The 17,256-nt window shown below is 33.1% G+C and carries 7 protein-coding genes and 4 pseudogenes; 3 read left to right on the top strand and 8 right to left on the bottom strand.

The features are described from left to right. Positions 1-40 precede the first annotated feature (40 nt). The 8 genes and pseudogenes from ABLV90_RS08615 to ABLV90_RS08580 all read right to left on the bottom strand — a co-directional run bounded on the left by ABLV90_RS08615 (position 41) and on the right by ABLV90_RS08580 (position 12,935). Positions 41-946 (bottom strand): fumarylacetoacetate hydrolase family protein, encoded by a 906-nt coding sequence (locus ABLV90_RS08615; protein ID WP_460872493.1) that lies wholly within the window; start codon positions 944-946, stop codon positions 41-43. Positions 947-1,059: 113 nt separating this feature from the next. Then, positions 1,060-2,199 (bottom strand): DUF418 domain-containing protein, encoded by a 1,140-nt coding sequence (locus ABLV90_RS08610; RefSeq protein ID WP_069833049.1) that lies wholly within the window; start codon positions 2,197-2,199, stop codon positions 1,060-1,062. A gap of 23 nt (positions 2,200-2,222) precedes the next feature. Beyond that, positions 2,223-5,881, bottom strand: a pseudogene (addA, locus tag ABLV90_RS08605) (helicase-exonuclease AddAB subunit AddA). Beyond that, the gene (addB, locus tag ABLV90_RS08600; RefSeq protein WP_427705115.1) at positions 5,875-9,342 is read right to left on the bottom strand and encodes a helicase-exonuclease AddAB subunit AddB; all 3,468 of its coding nucleotides are present in this window, start codon (positions 9,340-9,342) and stop codon (positions 5,875-5,877) included. The pseudogene addA and the gene addB overlap by 7 nt, the downstream one beginning before the upstream one ends. 296 nt (positions 9,343-9,638) lie before the next feature. Continuing rightward, the gene (gene lepB, locus ABLV90_RS08595; protein ID WP_069818014.1) at positions 9,639-10,214 is read right to left on the bottom strand and encodes a signal peptidase I; all 576 of its coding nucleotides are present in this window, start codon (positions 10,212-10,214) and stop codon (positions 9,639-9,641) included. A gap of 18 nt (positions 10,215-10,232) precedes the next feature. Further along, the gene (gene lepB / locus ABLV90_RS08590; RefSeq protein ID WP_427705118.1) at positions 10,233-10,751 is read right to left on the bottom strand and encodes a signal peptidase I; all 519 of its coding nucleotides are present in this window, start codon (positions 10,749-10,751) and stop codon (positions 10,233-10,235) included. 5 nt (positions 10,752-10,756) lie between these two features. After that, positions 10,757-11,331 (bottom strand): annotated as a pseudogene (locus tag ABLV90_RS08585) (TVP38/TMEM64 family protein). 273 nt (positions 11,332-11,604) lie between these two features. Further along, positions 11,605-12,935 (bottom strand): annotated as a pseudogene (locus ABLV90_RS08580) (glucose-6-phosphate isomerase). Between the two features lie 342 nt (positions 12,936-13,277). Between ABLV90_RS08580 and ABLV90_RS08575 the strand changes: the two are divergent. The 3 genes and pseudogenes from ABLV90_RS08575 (at position 13,278) to ABLV90_RS08565 (ending at position 17,172) form a co-directional block, all read left to right on the top strand. Continuing rightward, the gene (locus tag ABLV90_RS08575; protein ID WP_460872492.1) at positions 13,278-14,483 is read left to right on the top strand and encodes an argininosuccinate synthase; all 1,206 of its coding nucleotides are present in this window, start codon (positions 13,278-13,280) and stop codon (positions 14,481-14,483) included. Then, positions 14,473-15,846, top strand: a complete 1,374-nt coding sequence (gene argH / locus ABLV90_RS08570) for an argininosuccinate lyase (protein ID WP_460872491.1) — start codon at positions 14,473-14,475, stop codon at positions 15,844-15,846. The genes ABLV90_RS08575 and argH overlap by 11 nt, the downstream gene beginning before the upstream one ends. A gap of 335 nt (positions 15,847-16,181) precedes the next feature. Then, positions 16,182-17,172: pseudogene (locus ABLV90_RS08565) on the top strand (glycerophosphodiester phosphodiesterase). Positions 17,173-17,256 lie beyond the last annotated feature (84 nt).

The following is a 17,256-nucleotide window of genomic DNA, read 5'->3' as shown; positions in this document are numbered from 1 at the left end:
ACCGGGCATCACATACGTTAGCCCGGTTAATATATATCGTTTATTTTTCTGCGATAAAATTAGTCAGTGTACCAATGTTATCAATTGTAACTTTAACTTCATCACCTGGTTGTAAAAATTGCGGAGGATTCATTCCTGCGCCTACGCCAGCAGGTGTGCCAGTTGCAATAATGTCACCTGGATGTAAAGCAACATATTTAGAAATTTCTTCAATTAATTCATCTATTTTAAGAATCATTGCACTCGTATTACCATCTTGACGAATATCATTGTTTACTTTTGTAACAATATTTACGTCTTCAGGTGTAGGTAATTCATCTTTAGTTACGATGTAAGGTCCAACTGGGCATCCGCCAGTTAAACTTTTAGATAAGAATGCTTGATCTTGTGCATCTTGAGCTTTACGGTCTGTAATATCATTAATAATTGTATAACCGTAAATGTAATCTAATGCTAAGCCTTTTGGTATTTTTTCACCAGATTTTCCAATAACAATACCTAATTCCCCTTCATAATCTAATTGATCTGTAATATCTTTATGATTAGGAATTGTACTATTATCTCCAGTTAATGAAGAAGCGGCTTTAGTAAATACGTACAAGCGTTGAACTTGGTGATTTAATTCGTTAGCATGATCTTGATAATTACGTCCAAAGGCAATGACATTATTAGTTGGTGTTACTGGTGGTAAAAATTCAATGTCAGCAAATTGTACTTTATAATCTTCGCCTTTACCACTATCCTCTGCGGCAACAACTGCTTTACGAACTTCTTCTTGAAAATCTACGACTTGGTTTTGTTGAAGGCCGTCTAATAACGTTTTAGGATGGAATGTGCCCTCAGAAAAATCTGCAAAAACTTTTTGTAAGTCCCACGCGACTTCTTCACGTTTTACTTTCACACCATATGATGTCTGTCCTTCATGTCTGAATGATAGGAATTTCATTCAATATCAGCTCCTCATCTATATCTTATTACATATTATAACTATATTTACTACTAAATAACAAATAAATAACTAGAATTTTCAAAATTCTATTGTTTTGTCTCTAATGTGTCTTATTTTAAGTAAGTAATTTTTCGCCATAACCACTCGATGGGTCCATATTTAAAGAATTTCAAATAATAATAACAAGCTAAAAGTTGCAAACTATATACCACAACTACAATAATATAAGATTGATAGAGCGGTAACTTGTTGTATAAACTTAAGCCTACGTCATAATAAATGAATGTGAAAATGATACTTTGTGATATATAAACTGATAAACTGAGTTTTCCAGGATATTTAAAAATGTCTAGTACTTTCGCAGTTTTGGCATATTGACATAAACGAACAAAGATCAAAATGTATCCCATCGCAAGAATCGGACCGCCAACCATTGAACTTATGATTGAAAATGTATTGTTTGCATAATCTAAAGCAAATGGAAGTTTAATAAAATAACCGATAATAAATAAAGTACTGCCCCAAGTCATGGCACTGCGTGGGTTGTTTTGAATCTTAGTTATTAAACTTAATTTTTGTGCGGCAATACCTATAAGTATGTAAGGTAAAAGATCAAGATATGCGGCTCTTGTAACAATATCTATAACACTATATTTACTTTCCAATCCATTAACTTGTAAGAATTCAAAGTAATGACCGTTTTGTTTGATATCAACCAATTGTGCGAGTGACTTACCTGAATAATTACTCGCTTCATGTCGTCCTTTATTCCAGTACGCTAAAGAAATTGGAATCACCAATATGACAATTTTCATTATAAATAAACCAACAGCTGATTTAATTAAAGTCTTAGGTTTCAATTTGATAAATAACACTGCAATCATACCGGTAAAACCATAACCAAATAAAATATCTCCATTAAATAAAAAATAGCCATGTAGTACACCAAAAATAATTAAAACTACTAATCTTCGATATATAAAAGGATAATAAGACATCCCTCTACGTTTACTATTTTCATACATAATGGCTAATCCATATCCAAATAACATTGTAAATATTGGATAAAATGAACTGATAACGAAAAGTGTAACAACGCGGAATAGCCATTCATCGGCGCCGTGCAATACTCCAGGTAGATATGTTTCCTCATAAGGAAAACTAAAAACTAAAATATTCATTAATATGATGCCAAACAAACTAAAACCACGTAATGCATCTAATTCAAATAATCTGCGTTGCGGTGACACAATATAGCACCTCTTTTGGAAATTTAAGTATCAATTGTAAGTTGACCAAATTTAAAGAAATATAAATATCCTTTAACTTCGGTTTTTAATATTGTTTCTAGTGTGGTGCGGTAATATTCCATCTGTATCTTATAACGCTGTCTTAATTGAGCACCAATTTCTTCATCTGACATATTTCGACGTCTATTAAATGCGTCTGTCTTATAATCTACAAAATAATATTGATTATCTTTTAAAAATATAAGGTCTATCATACCTTGAATGATTGAAGCATCTTCGTCAACTGTTTTTAAATGATCCACATTGGATTGATTCACAACGAATGGTAATTCACGATATATTTCATCACTGGATGCAATGGTTGCATAGAGTTTACTATCAATAAAAGTGTAGATATCCTCATAGCGAATATCGTCTTTCGCATCTTCCGGTATGATATGTTTTTCAATCATGTGATCAATATGTGCATGTAATTCACTTTGTGATAGGCCGTCGCGTTTAAATGGTAGATGTTGCATCACTGTATGCATCAGTGTACCAACTTCATTTGCTTTCCTTTTAGAGCTATGACTTAAAAAGCCAGGTCTTTCATAAGACGATGTTCCTATACGATATTGTCTCACTCTATCATAATTTGTATCTGCTTGTTCCGTGTCTAATTGACGTTTTAATTCAGATACGGACTGCTTCGAAGGTTTATCGATAGCATCTTGATACGGATACGTATAGCTCAGCTGTTGATGAATTTGTGATTTAATTGCTTCATCATTCGTATTCATTGTCTCAATATCTTCTATCGTGCGACGTTCACTTTCTTCTACTACCGCTTCTGATGCAATATCTTGATAAAAATCTGTATTCAATTGAACATAGGGTTTCATCGTTGCATCGATGTCACCAATTGAGCGTTCAAAACGCAATTCAATCGGTAAAGCAGACGACTGATGTTTTGACAATATTGGGTAAATCATATCAATCGGTCTTTGCGCAGTTAGTCGATAACTGACAGGCAAATGGGTATCCGACACAGAAACTTGTTCAAACTGAGTTAATTCCTTCTCATCCTTAACACGTCCAATTAAAAATAATTGTTCTTTTGCACGTGTGAGCGCAACGTATATGAGTCTCATTTCTTCAGAGACCATTTCTTTTTCTGCAATGGCTTTATACGTAACGGATGATAGCGAAGGGTATGATAAGTTACTTTCCACATCGTAATAAGTCATTCCTAAACCATAAGTTTGATTTAAGATCACTGGTCTATGTAAATCATCTCTTCTGAACTTACGAGATAACCCAGAATATATTACAAATGGAAATTCTAACCCTTTACTACTATGAATCGTCATCATTCTAACCACATCATCATTTGGACCAATAACGTTTTCTTCTCCAAAATCTTTACCACGTTCTATTAATTCATCTATAAAACGTATAAATTGATATAAACCACGGAAACTGGAATTCTCAAATTCTACTGCTTTATTAAATAACCCATATAAATTGGCGCGACGCCCTTTGCCTCCAACAATTCCACTAAAATATTGAATCACATAATGATCATTATAAAACTTATCAATCAGCTGATAAACTGGATGACTTTGGCTATAATGTTGATACATCTCTATATCTTTTAGAAACGCATTTAATTTTTTTACCAATTTTTTATTTGCAACATCATTTGCCATATAATTTTTAATTGATTGATAAAAATAATCATCATTAGGACTAAATACGCGAATATTTGATAATTCATCTTCAGTGAATTGATAAATCACAGAACGCATTAATCCTACTAAATAGATATCTTGTAATGGATTATCAACTGTTCTTAAAAATGATAATATCAACCGTATTTCTACTTGTTCAAAATACCCTTCCTTACTATTCACATGGAACGGTATATTGTGGTCTTTAAACGCCTGTTGAATCTTACGCGCCTGGCCATATGAACGTTCAAGTATCACGATGTCTTTATAGCTTGGTTTACGATATTGCTCTAATTTCATATCATATATTTCATGTTTAGCCATTATTTTTTCAACTTGCTGAACGATATACTCAGCTTCTTGTTCCGCACCGTTTAAATCAGACTCAGCATCTTCTACCAACATATTCATCTGAACATCATGAGGCTTATCATCGTAAGGGGCGCCATAATACAATTGTGCCGCATCGTCATATACAATTTCCCCTACTGCTTGATCCATCATATGTTTGAATAAATAATTAGTCGTTGTCAGTACTTCTTCTCTTGAACGGAAGTTTTGTGATAAATCAATTCTCATACCATTTTCTAAGCCATCTAATGAAAAACGATTATATTTTCCTATAAATAAACTTGGATCTGCCTGTCTAAATTTATAGATAGACTGTTTCACGTCACCGACCATGAATAAGTTGCCATCTGATTCATTACCTCGTTTAATACACGATAATATTTTCTCTTGAACTCTGTTCGTATCTTGATATTCGTCAACAAGAATTTCTTCAAATTGTTGGCGGTACATGTCCGCAATTTCTGAAGGCGTACCGTCATTATTCATTAATACACGCAACGCAAAATGTTCATAATCAGAAAAATCCAAGAGATTTCTACTTCTTTTTTCGAATTAAATTGCTTTATTACATCTGCTGTCACTTGTGTTAGATATGATACTCTCGGTGCTAAGCGTTGCATATCATGTTTCAATTCTTCAGCTTCACGTGAAAAATAATCTTCCTGAACTTTTGAGACCAATGCTTTATATTGATCATAGTGTTTTTTACCATCATCATATGCATCAAGCATCATCTCATTCGCTTCTTTAATCTTCTTGTTCTTAGCTGGAAAACGCGCTTCAAATTGGTGTTCAGCAATGACTTGCGTATTCAATTGACCGCCTTCCATCGCTTGATTTAAAAATTGTCGTTCCTTCTCTAATACAGCTACTTGTTTATCTACTTCTTCTAGCATCATGAATAAATCATAACTTTTATTCAACGCTTCTAATGCTGAATTCATAAAAATCATTGCTAAATCATTCAGTAATTGTAGTAAATCATCTTGTTGCTCCGCATCATAATAAGGGGTAGCTAAATTTTGCAACCAAGTTATGGGATTTGGATTCGCCACGCTAAAATAAAACATTTGTTTAATCGTATTTCGTAGTTGATCATCATTTCGATCAGATGATAACTGTTCTGTTAAATCTACGAAACTTGGATCTAACACATCATAATGACTTTCCAATACTTCATCAATCGTCTGTTCAAGCAGTAAAATATTTTCCGCTTCACTGCTTGTTCTAAAGTTAGGATCAATATCCAAAACATCGTAATGATGTTGTATTAATTTCAAACAAAAACTATGGAGTGTAGAAATTTGTGCTTGATGAATTTTGATACGCTGATTTTTCAAATGTGCATTATCAGGTGATGCTATGGATGCTTCTTGAATACGTTGATCTACACGATGTTTCATTTCACGTGCACTTGCGTTTGTAAAAGTCACTACAAGTAAGCGATCAACATCTATTTCATCTTTGATAATTCGCTGAATAATACGCTCAACTAAAACAGCTGTTTTTCCTGATCCTGCAGCCGCGACTACAAGTACATCTTGTCCTTTGGCATAAATACTTTTCCATTGGTTATCAGTCCATCTTGTATCAGCTGGCTTTGCTGGGATTTGACTCATAATTCATCTTCCTCGCTTTCTAACTCGACATTTTGCACTGCTTCTAACGGATTAATCGACTCATCTACAGTACGATAACGTTTGCTATCAATCGCACCATCTACATGACATACAGATTTATAATTACAAAATTCACAAGGCAACGTTTGATTATATTTCATCGGTGCAACTTCTGTATGGCCATCCATAATACTGGATGCAGTTTCAATAAAGTTCTTTTTATTATGCTTTATTAATTTATAAATTGTTTCTTCATCAGCAACTTTACTGTTACTTTTAATTCCTCCGTCTTTTTTCAATCCAAGTGGTACAATATCAGAATTATAACTTGGTTCTAATCTTGTATCAAAAGCGTCTAATACAGAGTCATCACTATTTAATAACCCACTTAATTTAAATGAATTTATAAACTCTGTATCTCGTTTATCTTCGTTTAATTGGTTCCACGCCAATTTAATACGCGGTTCATGTACATGAAAATATAAAAGCCCTCCTGGTTTAGTCATCTCTGTTAAACCTAGACGTGATTTATTTTGTAACACGATATCCATATACGTCATCATCTGCATTTGCATACCATAATAAACTTTAGTTAAATCCAGTGTTCCACCATATTTTGAAGACTTATAATCAATAATATTCACAAAACTTTGGTTACCATGCTGATATGTATCAATACGGTCAATTTGTCCACGAATGTTGATTGGAACACCTTGTGTTGTCTTCAATGGCTCAGCTAACAATTCACTATTATCACGTGGCTTTCTTCTAAACCCTGCTTCAAAACGTTGTGGCGTGAATTTTGTATGACTGCCTTGATATTTGAGCGCAGTCAATGTTGTCTCAACTATAGCACCGATACGTTGTGATAAATAACGGTAGTAAGCCGTTGAATTCAACAAGTTAAATTGAACTTCAGGTAGTATTTCAGATAAAGCCTCTACTGTTAATTTATGAATTTGCTTCGTGTTTAAGTTTTTAAAATCACCATTCACTTTTTCTGAAATGAATTTCAACACTTGATGGAAAATATCGCCTAATTCAAAATTTTCAAGTTTGTATTTTGTACGTTCGTTAAGTCGTAAGCCATGTGATGCGAAATGTTTAAATGGACAGGCCTGATACCCTTCAAATCTGGATACACTTGCATTAATCGTCTTACCATATAAATCTGTAGACAATGATTCACTTAATTGTACTGTTTCATTATCATACGTTAATGCCGACAATAAATAACTCAAACCATCGTTTAAGTTATCATCGTCTCTCATCACTTGATATGTGTCTAACCATGTGTCAGCGACAATTTCATCATCTAACCATGCTTTTAATGATTCAAATAATGCAATTTTAGTTTGATGTGGATGTTCCATTAATGACAATGGGTTAGCTTGGTGTTGATGATGAATATTTTCAATGTCTAAATTTGTGTATAACTGTTGAATTTGATTTAAAAATGGGCTCGGTTCTTTTTCATCTCCACTTGTGCTCATCAAAGAATAAGAAAATGTTACAGCCGCACGGCTTCTTGTCATAGCAATGTAGCACACAAATGCTTCATCCATTTGTAATATATCTGCCGTTGGACTCAATTCTATCGTTGACTGTTCTTGGAAGTATTTCTTTTCATCGTCTGTAATCAAACTCGATGATGAAACGGTTTGTGGCATGACCCCATCATTTACACCGACAAGGTATACATGCACTTTGTTATCAACTTTAGCTAAATCCATTGTCCCTATGCTCACTTGATCAATCGTTTGTGGTATCATCACAAATTCTAATTGCTCTAATCCAATATCAAACAATTCTAAAAAACGTGTCTGAGTCATAGTCTGTTCGCCAAAAACAGTAACTAAATCGTCCAATGTTTGAATAAAACCATTCCATATCTGGTCAATTTCTTCTGCTTTTTTATGTTCACCCTCAACATCTAATGTGTCTCGCTCTGTCATCAATTGACTTGGTAAATCAAATGCTTCTATCGCTTCATAAAAAGCTGTCGCAAATTCAATTGCAGTTGTAGCAGTATTCATTTTTTCTTCAAACATCATCACTTTATCAATAACATCTGTTTTCATTTGAATTACACGTTCAAACGTTTCACGTTCTTCATCAGTTAATGGTTGGCGTTTTAAGCCCATTTTCCTAAATTGTTCAACATGGAAGTATTTTTCATCAATCCAACGTTTGCCATAGATACCCCGTTCAAGTACAAAGTTTTCTAAAATATCAATAAGATAATGACTATCTTTAAACTTTTTAGATAGTATATTTGTCTTAAATAGACGCATGAGTGGATCAAAATTCCAATTCGTTTGTATAACTTCAATGAGTGAGCGTATCATTTCCATAATAGGGTGATGCGTCATAGATTCTTTAATGTCTATATTGTATGGAATATCGTATTGCGGCAAAATCGATTCCATTAAATATGCATAAGATTCATCTCTATATAAAATTGCGATATCTTGAAAACGTCGACCTTGTTCGCGGTTTTCTCTCAATATACGACGCGCTACTTCATTAATTTCTTCACGCATTACAGAGGCCTCTAGAATTTCAATATTACCTTGTACCTGGATTGGCTCGAATTGCAATGCATTAAAGTTATGCTCTAAATGTGTTAAATCATTATTGTTAAAACGCTTTGTTTCGTTAAAATGTTTAGTATTCACCTTAATATTTAAGTCATTAGCGATGTCTTCAATATGCGTTAAAGATTCAGATGGTTTTCTAAATAAACTAAACGTATCTTTGTCTCCATCTGTAGTTAACACCACGGTAACCTTTTTCGCATAACTTACTAAGCTTCGAATAATTTGATATTCTAACGTCGAAAAGTTATGAAAACCATCGATATATATTTCAGCTCGCTTCAACCACTCAGATTGATCCATCATCGTTATAAAGCGTTGAAGAGAATCCTCAGTTGATACATATTCACCATTTATTCTATCTTCTAAATGTTTATAAATGAGCGCAATGTCCTGCAATTTATGTTTCGTGCGTGTTTGTAAGTGATTTGCAGCTATATATTCCTCTAATTGTTCTGGAGAAACTGCATATTTTTTAAAATCTTGTATTTGTTCATAAAGTTTTTCACTAAAACCATAGTATTTAACTTGAGAGCGATAAAGTTTCAACTCTGTTTGATGTTGTTGGATGATATCATAAATCATCATCTCTGTACCTGCTTTTGATAACTGTTGTTCCATCAAGCCACCGACTTCTTGAAACACGCGGTAACTCAAACGTTCAAAGTGTAGCACTTCTGTTCTAAGACTACCACTTAGTTCAGGATCGTTTACAAATGCTTGTTCGAGTTGAAAAGTATTTTGCGTAGGAGCAATTAATACAATGGGATCACCTAGTGGATCTTGTTTCATTTTACTTTTAATTTCTTCAATGATTTCATGTGACTTCCCTGTTCCCGCTCTTCCAATATAAGCATTTAATTCCATGGCAAACTTCCACTCCTTTGATTCACATTTTAACATAGAAAAGCTTGTACATTGTGAATCTTTCACCTGATTTCTCCAACTCTGTTAAGTATGTGAACCAGTTGTTTATAAAAACAAAATGAACCTTCATATGTATTTTCAAATTCCCTAATCATCTCTGATTTAAATTACCACTACACCGATGAATGAAACTTATTTAATGTCATAGATTTTTATATAAAAAAAGTGCTAATCCATTAAATTAACAGATTAGCACTTTTTTATTATATTAGGTATCTATGCCTTAAATTCGGTTATTATTTATTTTGATCTGTATCAGGATCAAAACCAAATTTCATTTCATTAAGTGGCCAGAAACTAAATGATACTTTACCAACGACTTGATCTTCATCTATTAAACCAAATGAACGGCTATCTTTACTTACTTCACGATTATCACCGAGCACAAGTAGCTTGTCTTCAGGAATTTTATTTTTTCCATCTACTTGGTTTAAATCTTTTGTTTCAAAGCTACCTGTAATATATTCATATTGTTTATTTTTTTTGTTTGAATCTAAATATGGTTCTTCTACTTCTTTACCATTTACAAACAATTTATCTTTTTTATATTCAACGTTATCGCCTGAAGTACCGATAACGCGTTTAACATAGTCGCTTTCTTTATTTGCATGAAAGACAATGACGTTACCATTTTTTATATCGCCAAATTTATAACCAAACAAATTGACCATGACACGTTCGCCGTCTTTTAGCGTAGGATCCATGGAATCACCTTTAACAGTATATGGTTTTGCCACAAAATTTACAATTAGTAATACTAACGCTACTGCAACGACAATCGACACAATCCATTCCAATATCTCTTTTTTCAATTTTTACACCTCGTCTATTTAATTAAAGTTCACTGTGAATTTTTCAAATGGAAAATATCTCAAACTCACATTTCCAATAATATCTTCTTTCTGTATAAATCCAGTCGTTCTAGAATCTTGTTTATTTTCACGATTATCATTGAGTACAAAATAAGCATTCGGGGGAATGATATCTCCTTCAGATTGCTTAATATTTCTAAGTGATAAATCATTTATACTACTGCTCGCATAAGGCTCATCAACTGTCCTGTCATCTCTATATAACGTCCCGTTCTTATACGCAATAGATTGCCCAGGTTTGCCGATAATTCTACTAAATTGAATTTCATCGCCTTCACGATACATTATAATATCATTATTATCTAATAAGTTAAATGTAGTTTTAATCTTATTTACAATAATTCGATCATCTTGTTTAAGGTTTGGTGCCATCTTATCATCCTTTATGACAGCACCTGTAATTACAAACGCTTGTATCAATAGTACAATAATAATCGCAAATATTATGGAAATCAAATGTTTTAATATAAATCGCACGCTTGTCACTCCTCTGAAGAATGCATAAAATGTTTCTCTATTTTTCGTCCTACAAACCATACTATTAAAATGACGATGATGATAGTTATCAATCTTATAGGACTTGTGAATAAGGTTGTAATATCATTCCCCAACCAACCTACAAGCCCAATCATAACGAATTTTGAAGCTATAAGAACGGTCAAATAGGCATGTGCTTTAATATGCGATAAACTTGCGACAATATTGACTAGTGCACTTGGTGTAAATGGAAAACACATTAAAATAAAAATTGGAAGGACACCTTTTCTATCAATGAAATGTATCAATCTCTGAACAGATGTACGTTGTTGTATTTTCTTCATATAACGTGTATGCGTAAGCCTTCTAAAAATAGGAACACAATATAACTACCGGCTACTGTGCCTATCCAAGCCAATAAAGTTCCGATGATAAAACCGTAAGCATTCACGTTAACAATGACAAATACAATGATTGGCAAAATAGGAATAAAGGCTTCAATAAATGGCAGTAAAAAACCTACAATATATCCTAAGTTTCCGAATAAATCAAACCAATATTGTACTTGTTCTTCTGTCATCTAACCCATCTCCATCATTTCTATTGATTATAATTATAAGTGTAACATCCTGTTTTTAAAACTATAAAGTACTAGATTTAATATAAATCAGTCTCAAGAACGAAAAAAGCATCATGTCAGAGACTTATAGTATTGATGACCATGATATGCTTGAAAAATTATAGCTAATTATTATACATTTTAGCGTTATAAATATAGAAAAGACCCATTCCAAATTTATCTTTGGAATGGGTCTTTCATTAAAGCATCGTTTTAATGCAATAATTTATTGTATTATAAACGTTTTTCTAATTCTGCTTTTTTATCTTCAAATCCAGGTTTACCTAATAAAGCAAACATATTTTGTTTGTATGCTTCAACGCCTGGTTGATTGAATGGATTCACGCCTAATTGGTAACCACTCATTGTACAAGCCAATTCGAAGAAGTATACGATATAACCAAATGTTTCTTCATCTAAACGAGGAATATCAACAACAATATTTGGAACGCCACCATCTGTATGCGCTAATAGTGTACCTTCAAAAGCTTTTGTATTCACTTCATCTATTGTTTTACCTGCTAAGTAATTTAATCCATCTAAATTATCATTATCTTCTTCTATAGTAATGTTTTGTTTTGGATTATTTACTTTTACTACTGTTTCAAATAAGAAACGACGTCCTTCTTGAACATATTGGCCAAGAGAATGTAAATCCGTTGTATAGTTTGCACTTGAAGGGTAAATACCTTTGAAGTCTTTACCTTCAGATTCGCCAAATAATTGTTTCCACCATTCATTGAAATATTGCATTGAAGGGTCGTAGTTGATTAACATTTCAGTGTCATAACCTTTTGCATATAAAACGTTACGGATTGTTGCATATTGATAAGCAATATTGTCTTCTATGTTTTCTGATGACAATTCTTTACGTGCTTTAGCCGCACCTTCCATCATTGCTTTAATATCAATTCCGGCAACCGCAATTGGTAATAAGCCCACTGCAGTTAATACTGAATAACGGCCACCAATATCATCAGGCACAACAAATGTTTCATAGCCTTCGTTTGTAGCTAATTCTTTTAATGCACCTTTTTCTTTATCTGTAGTTGCAAAAATACGTTTTTTCGCTTCATCTTTGCCATATTTATTTTCAAGTAATTGTTTAAACAATCTAAATGCAACTGCTGGTTCAGTTGTTGTACCAGATTTTGAAATTACATTGACTGAGAAATCTTTTCCATCTAAATAATCAATTAACTCTTGTGTATATGTTGAAGATAAATGATTACCTACAAAGACGATTTCTGGATACTCATCACTATTTCTAAATGAAGAAGTTAACATTTCAATAGCCGCACGTGCACCTAAATATGAACCGCCGATGCCAATTACTACAAATACATCTGTATTCTCTTTAACACGTTTAGAAGCTTCTAAAATACGTGAAAACTCTTCTTTATCATAATCAACAGGAAGGTCTATCCAACCTAAGAAATCACTACCGCGCCTGTTCCTTCATGAATTGTTTTATGAATTGATTTAACGATATCTTTTTGTTGTTGTAGTTCGTGTTCTCCAAAAAATTCTAAAGTTTTACCATAATCTAATTGAATATGAGTCATTTGATATTGCCTCCAGTGTTTTTAGTTTCAATATAATATTACTAAGTTTATTTTGACTATTCAAACAACTAGCCTATAATCAGTCATAAATTATGACAATTTTGCTAATTATCTTTAGCGCTCCAATTTTTTTATTCATTATTATATACATATAGATAAAACCCTTTAATTAATGTTTTTCCAATATTCATAACATAAATGCTTCCTTTTATGAATAAGATCTTCTGAATGTTTTTGCATATTTATGTATAAAAGTGGTTTTATTTTCATTGGACATCTGCTATACTATTCAATATCAAATAAAAAAACAAATTTTAAAAATATCAATTAGAGGTGGAAATTATGAAAGAGAAAATAGTATTAGCATATTCAGGCGGTTTAGATACAAGTGTTGCAGTAAAATGGTTATTAGATAAAGGTTACGACGTTGTAGCTTGTTGTTTAGACGTAGGTGAAGGTAAGGATTTAGACATCGTTCATCAAAAAGCATTAGATATGGGTGCAAGTGAATGTCACATTATTGATGCTACTGAAGAATTCAGTCAAGATTTCGTATCATATGCAATTAAAGGTAATTTAATGTATGAAGGTACTTATCCATTAGTATCTGCATTATCAAGACCACTAATTTCAAAAAAATTAGTAGAAATTGCTAGCAAAACAAATGCAGTTGGTATTGCACATGGTTGTACTGGTAAAGGGAATGACCAAGTTCGTTTTGAAGTAGCAATTAAAGCTTTAGATCCAGAACTAAAAGTATTTGCTCCAGTTAGAGAATGGGCTTGGAGTCGTGAAGAAGAAATAGATTATGCAATTAAACATAATATTCCGGTACCAATTCAACATGATTCTCCTTATTCAATTGACCAAAACCTATGGGGTAGAAGTAACGAATGTGGTATCCTCGAGGATCCATACGCTACACCACCAGAAGATGCATATGACTTAACTAACGCATTAGAAAACACACCTGATGATTCAGATGAAATTGTACTTTCATTTGAGCAAGGTATCCCTACTGCTTTAGACGGTCAATCATATAAATTAAGTGAACTCATTTTATATTTAAATAAATTAGGTGGTAAACATGGTATTGGTAGAATTGACCATGTAGAAAATAGACTTGTAGGTATTAAATCAAGAGAAGTCTATGAAACACCTGCAGCAGAAGTAATTGTAAAAGCGCACAAAGCACTTGAAACAATTACCCTTACAAAAGATGTAGCACATTTCAAACCTGTAATCGAAAAACAATTCTCAGAACAAATTTATAATGGTTTATGGTTCTCTCCATTAACAGATAGCTTAAAAGTATTCGTCGATAGTACGCAACAATATGTTACAGGTGATGTACGTATTAAATTATACAAAGGTAATGCAATCGTTAATGGCAGAAAATCACCACATACACTATATAATGAAAAATTAGCTACTTATACAAAAGAAGACGCGTTTAATCAAGAATCAGCAGTTGGCTTCATCGATATCTTTGGCCTACCTACTAAAGTAAATTCTATGTTACATGGTGGATATAACGATGAGCAGTAAAGCTTGGGGTGGTAGATTTAGTGAACAACCAGAAGCATGGGTCGATGAATTCAATGCTTCTATCCACTTTGACAAAGCATTAATTGAATACGATGTCCAAGGTAGTATTGCCCACGCAACGATGTTAGCCAAACAAGGTATTATTTCTGATTCAGACTGCGAACAAATTATAGATGGTTTAAACGCTATTTTAGCTGATTATGAACAAGGTAATTTAAACTTAGATGTCTCTTTAGAAGATATTCACTTAAATATCGAGCATGAATTAATTAAACGTATCGGTGATGCAGGCGGTAGATTACACACTGGCCGTAGTAGAAATGATCAAGTTGCTACTGATATGCATTTATATACAAAAGAAGAAGTTAACTACTTAATTGAATCCATCACTGCTTTCCAACAAACAATTGTAAAAGTTGCCGAAGCACATGTCGATACCATCATGCCAGGTTATACGCATTTGCAAAGAGCACAACCAATATCGTTTGCACATCATATATTGACGTATTATTGGATGTTAGAAAGAGATAAATCACGTTTCCAAGATAGCTTGAAGCGTATCGATATCTCCCCTCTTGGTGCAGTTGCATTAAGTGGCACGACTTATCCTATTGATCGTCATGAAACGCAAGCTTTATTAAACTTTAGCGCACTTTATGAAAATAGTATGGATGCTGTAAGTGATAGAGATTACATTGTTGAAACGTTACACAACATTTCATTAACTATGGTTCACCTTTCTCGTTTTGCTGAAGAAATCATTTTTTGGTCATCAGCAGAAGCAAATTTCATAACTTTATCTGACGCATTTTCAACTGGTTCTTCCATCATGCCGCAGAAGAAAAATCCTGATATGGCAGAATTAATTAGAGGTAAAGTTGGACGTACGACAGGTAATCTTATGAGCATGCTTATGACACTTAAAGGTTTACCGTTAGCATACAATAAAGATATGCAAGAAGATAAAGAAGGACTCTTTGATGCTGTGCATACACTTAAAGGTTCCCTACGTATCTTCGAAGGCATGATCGATACAATGACGGTGAATGTGGATCACTTACAAGAAACTGTCTACAATGATTTCTCAAATGCAACAGAACTTGCAGATTACTTAGTCAACAAAGGTGTGCCTTTTAGAAATGCACATGAAATCGTTGGTAAAATTGTGCTTTGGTCTATACAACATAACGTTTATTTATTAGACGTTCCGTTAGAAGAATATCAAAACGCACATGCCAGTATCGAAGCGGATATTTATGATTACTTAAAACCTGAAAACTGTGTAAGTCGTAGAATCAGTTATGGTTCAACGGGACAAGAAGCAGTAAAACAACAAATCAATATAATAAAGCAACAACATTAACAAAAAGAACTGGAAATCGTGCTTAAATAAGCGGTTTTCCAGTTCTTTTTTATTACATATTTTTAAGTCGTTATAAACACCGGTGTAGTGCTCTATGACGCAATGACAGTATTACTAGTTAATAACATTCTAATAAGGAGAAACGCTTCTGAGAAACAACTTGTATAAGCTCTACAAGGTACAGTAACATGCTTCTATTTGTAATTTTTTATTATAAATTGTAATTATATGTTAAACATTATTTAGTTTGAATAAATATGTTGTAAATCCTATTCTTATTTCTGATTTTATTTTGTACTATGAGATTACAGTTCAGATTAAGGAGTGACAACATTATGAAACACGTCAGTAAATTTATCATTTCAAGTATTGCGGTAACATCATTATTGAGTCTTGGTGCATCTCCAGACATTCAAGCCAGTGGTAAAGGCAGCCAGATGGAAAATCAGAATGCTTCTCATTCACAACAAAGCCCTCAATCAAACGGTATAAATAATAAGCAGAACGAATTACATAATTTAACAGGTGAAAAATTCACAACAATCGCTCACAGAGGCGCAAGTGGTTATGCACCAGAGCATACACTAGCGAGCTTATGATAAGAGCCATAATGCTATAGGCGCATCATATATAGAAATTGATTTACAAATGACTAAAGATGGTCACCTCGTCGCAATGCACGATGAAACTGTTGATAGAACTACAAATGGTACAGGTAGAGTCGATCAATATACACTTGAAGAACTGAAAAAATTAGATGCAGGCAGTAAATTTAATGCGACAAATCCTCAATATGCAAATTCAAATTATGAAGGTGTCCAAGTGCCGACATTAGATGAGATTTTCCAACGCTATGGTTCAGATGCCAATTATTATATTGAAACTAAATCGCCCGATGTTTACCCTGGCATGGAGGAAAAACTTCTAGACACATTAAATAAACACAATTTACTTAATAGTGAATCCCTTGAAAATGGACATGTTATGCTTCAATCCTTTTCACAAGAAAGCTTATTAAAGCTACAAAACCTAAACCCTAATATCCCTCTTGTACGTTTATTAGATAAGGGTGAATTACCTAGTATGACACAACAAGACTTTAATGCGATCAAACAGTATGCAGTTGGTGTAGGTCCCGAACATACAGATTTAACAAAACAAAATGTGCATAACCTCAAAAAAGCAGGTCTTTTAGTGCATCCGTTTACTGTTAATGAAAAAGCAGATATGCAACGACTAAATGATTATGGCGTACATGGCGTCTTTACAAATTATCCTGATTTATATAAGCAAGTAATTAATGAAAATGAAGCACAAGTAAAATAAAACTTTTTATTAACAATAACAAATGCCTATATTAACAACCATAATAAAAACCATCCTGTAAAATGTTATGTTATTTACTATAGT

This window comes from Staphylococcus sp. 2S1, assembly GCF_046721335.1.
Classification (GTDB): Bacteria; Bacillota; Bacilli; order Staphylococcales; family Staphylococcaceae; genus Staphylococcus; species Staphylococcus equorum_A.
Note: the sequence above shows the minus strand (reverse complement) of the source record. Positions and strands in the feature narration are given on the sequence as shown.

Coding starts and splice junctions, on each gene's coding strand:
- ABLV90_RS08615 (WP_460872493.1), bottom strand. CDS start 946: ATGAAATTCCTATCATTCAGACATGAAGGACAGACATCATATGGTGTG.
- addB (WP_427705115.1), bottom strand. CDS start 9,342: ATGGAATTAAATGCTTATATTGGAAGAGCGGGAACAGGGAAGTCACAT.
- ABLV90_RS08575 (WP_460872492.1), top strand. CDS start 13,278: ATGAAAGAGAAAATAGTATTAGCATATTCAGGCGGTTTAGATACAAGT.
- argH (WP_460872491.1), top strand. CDS start 14,473: ATGAGCAGTAAAGCTTGGGGTGGTAGATTTAGTGAACAACCAGAAGCA.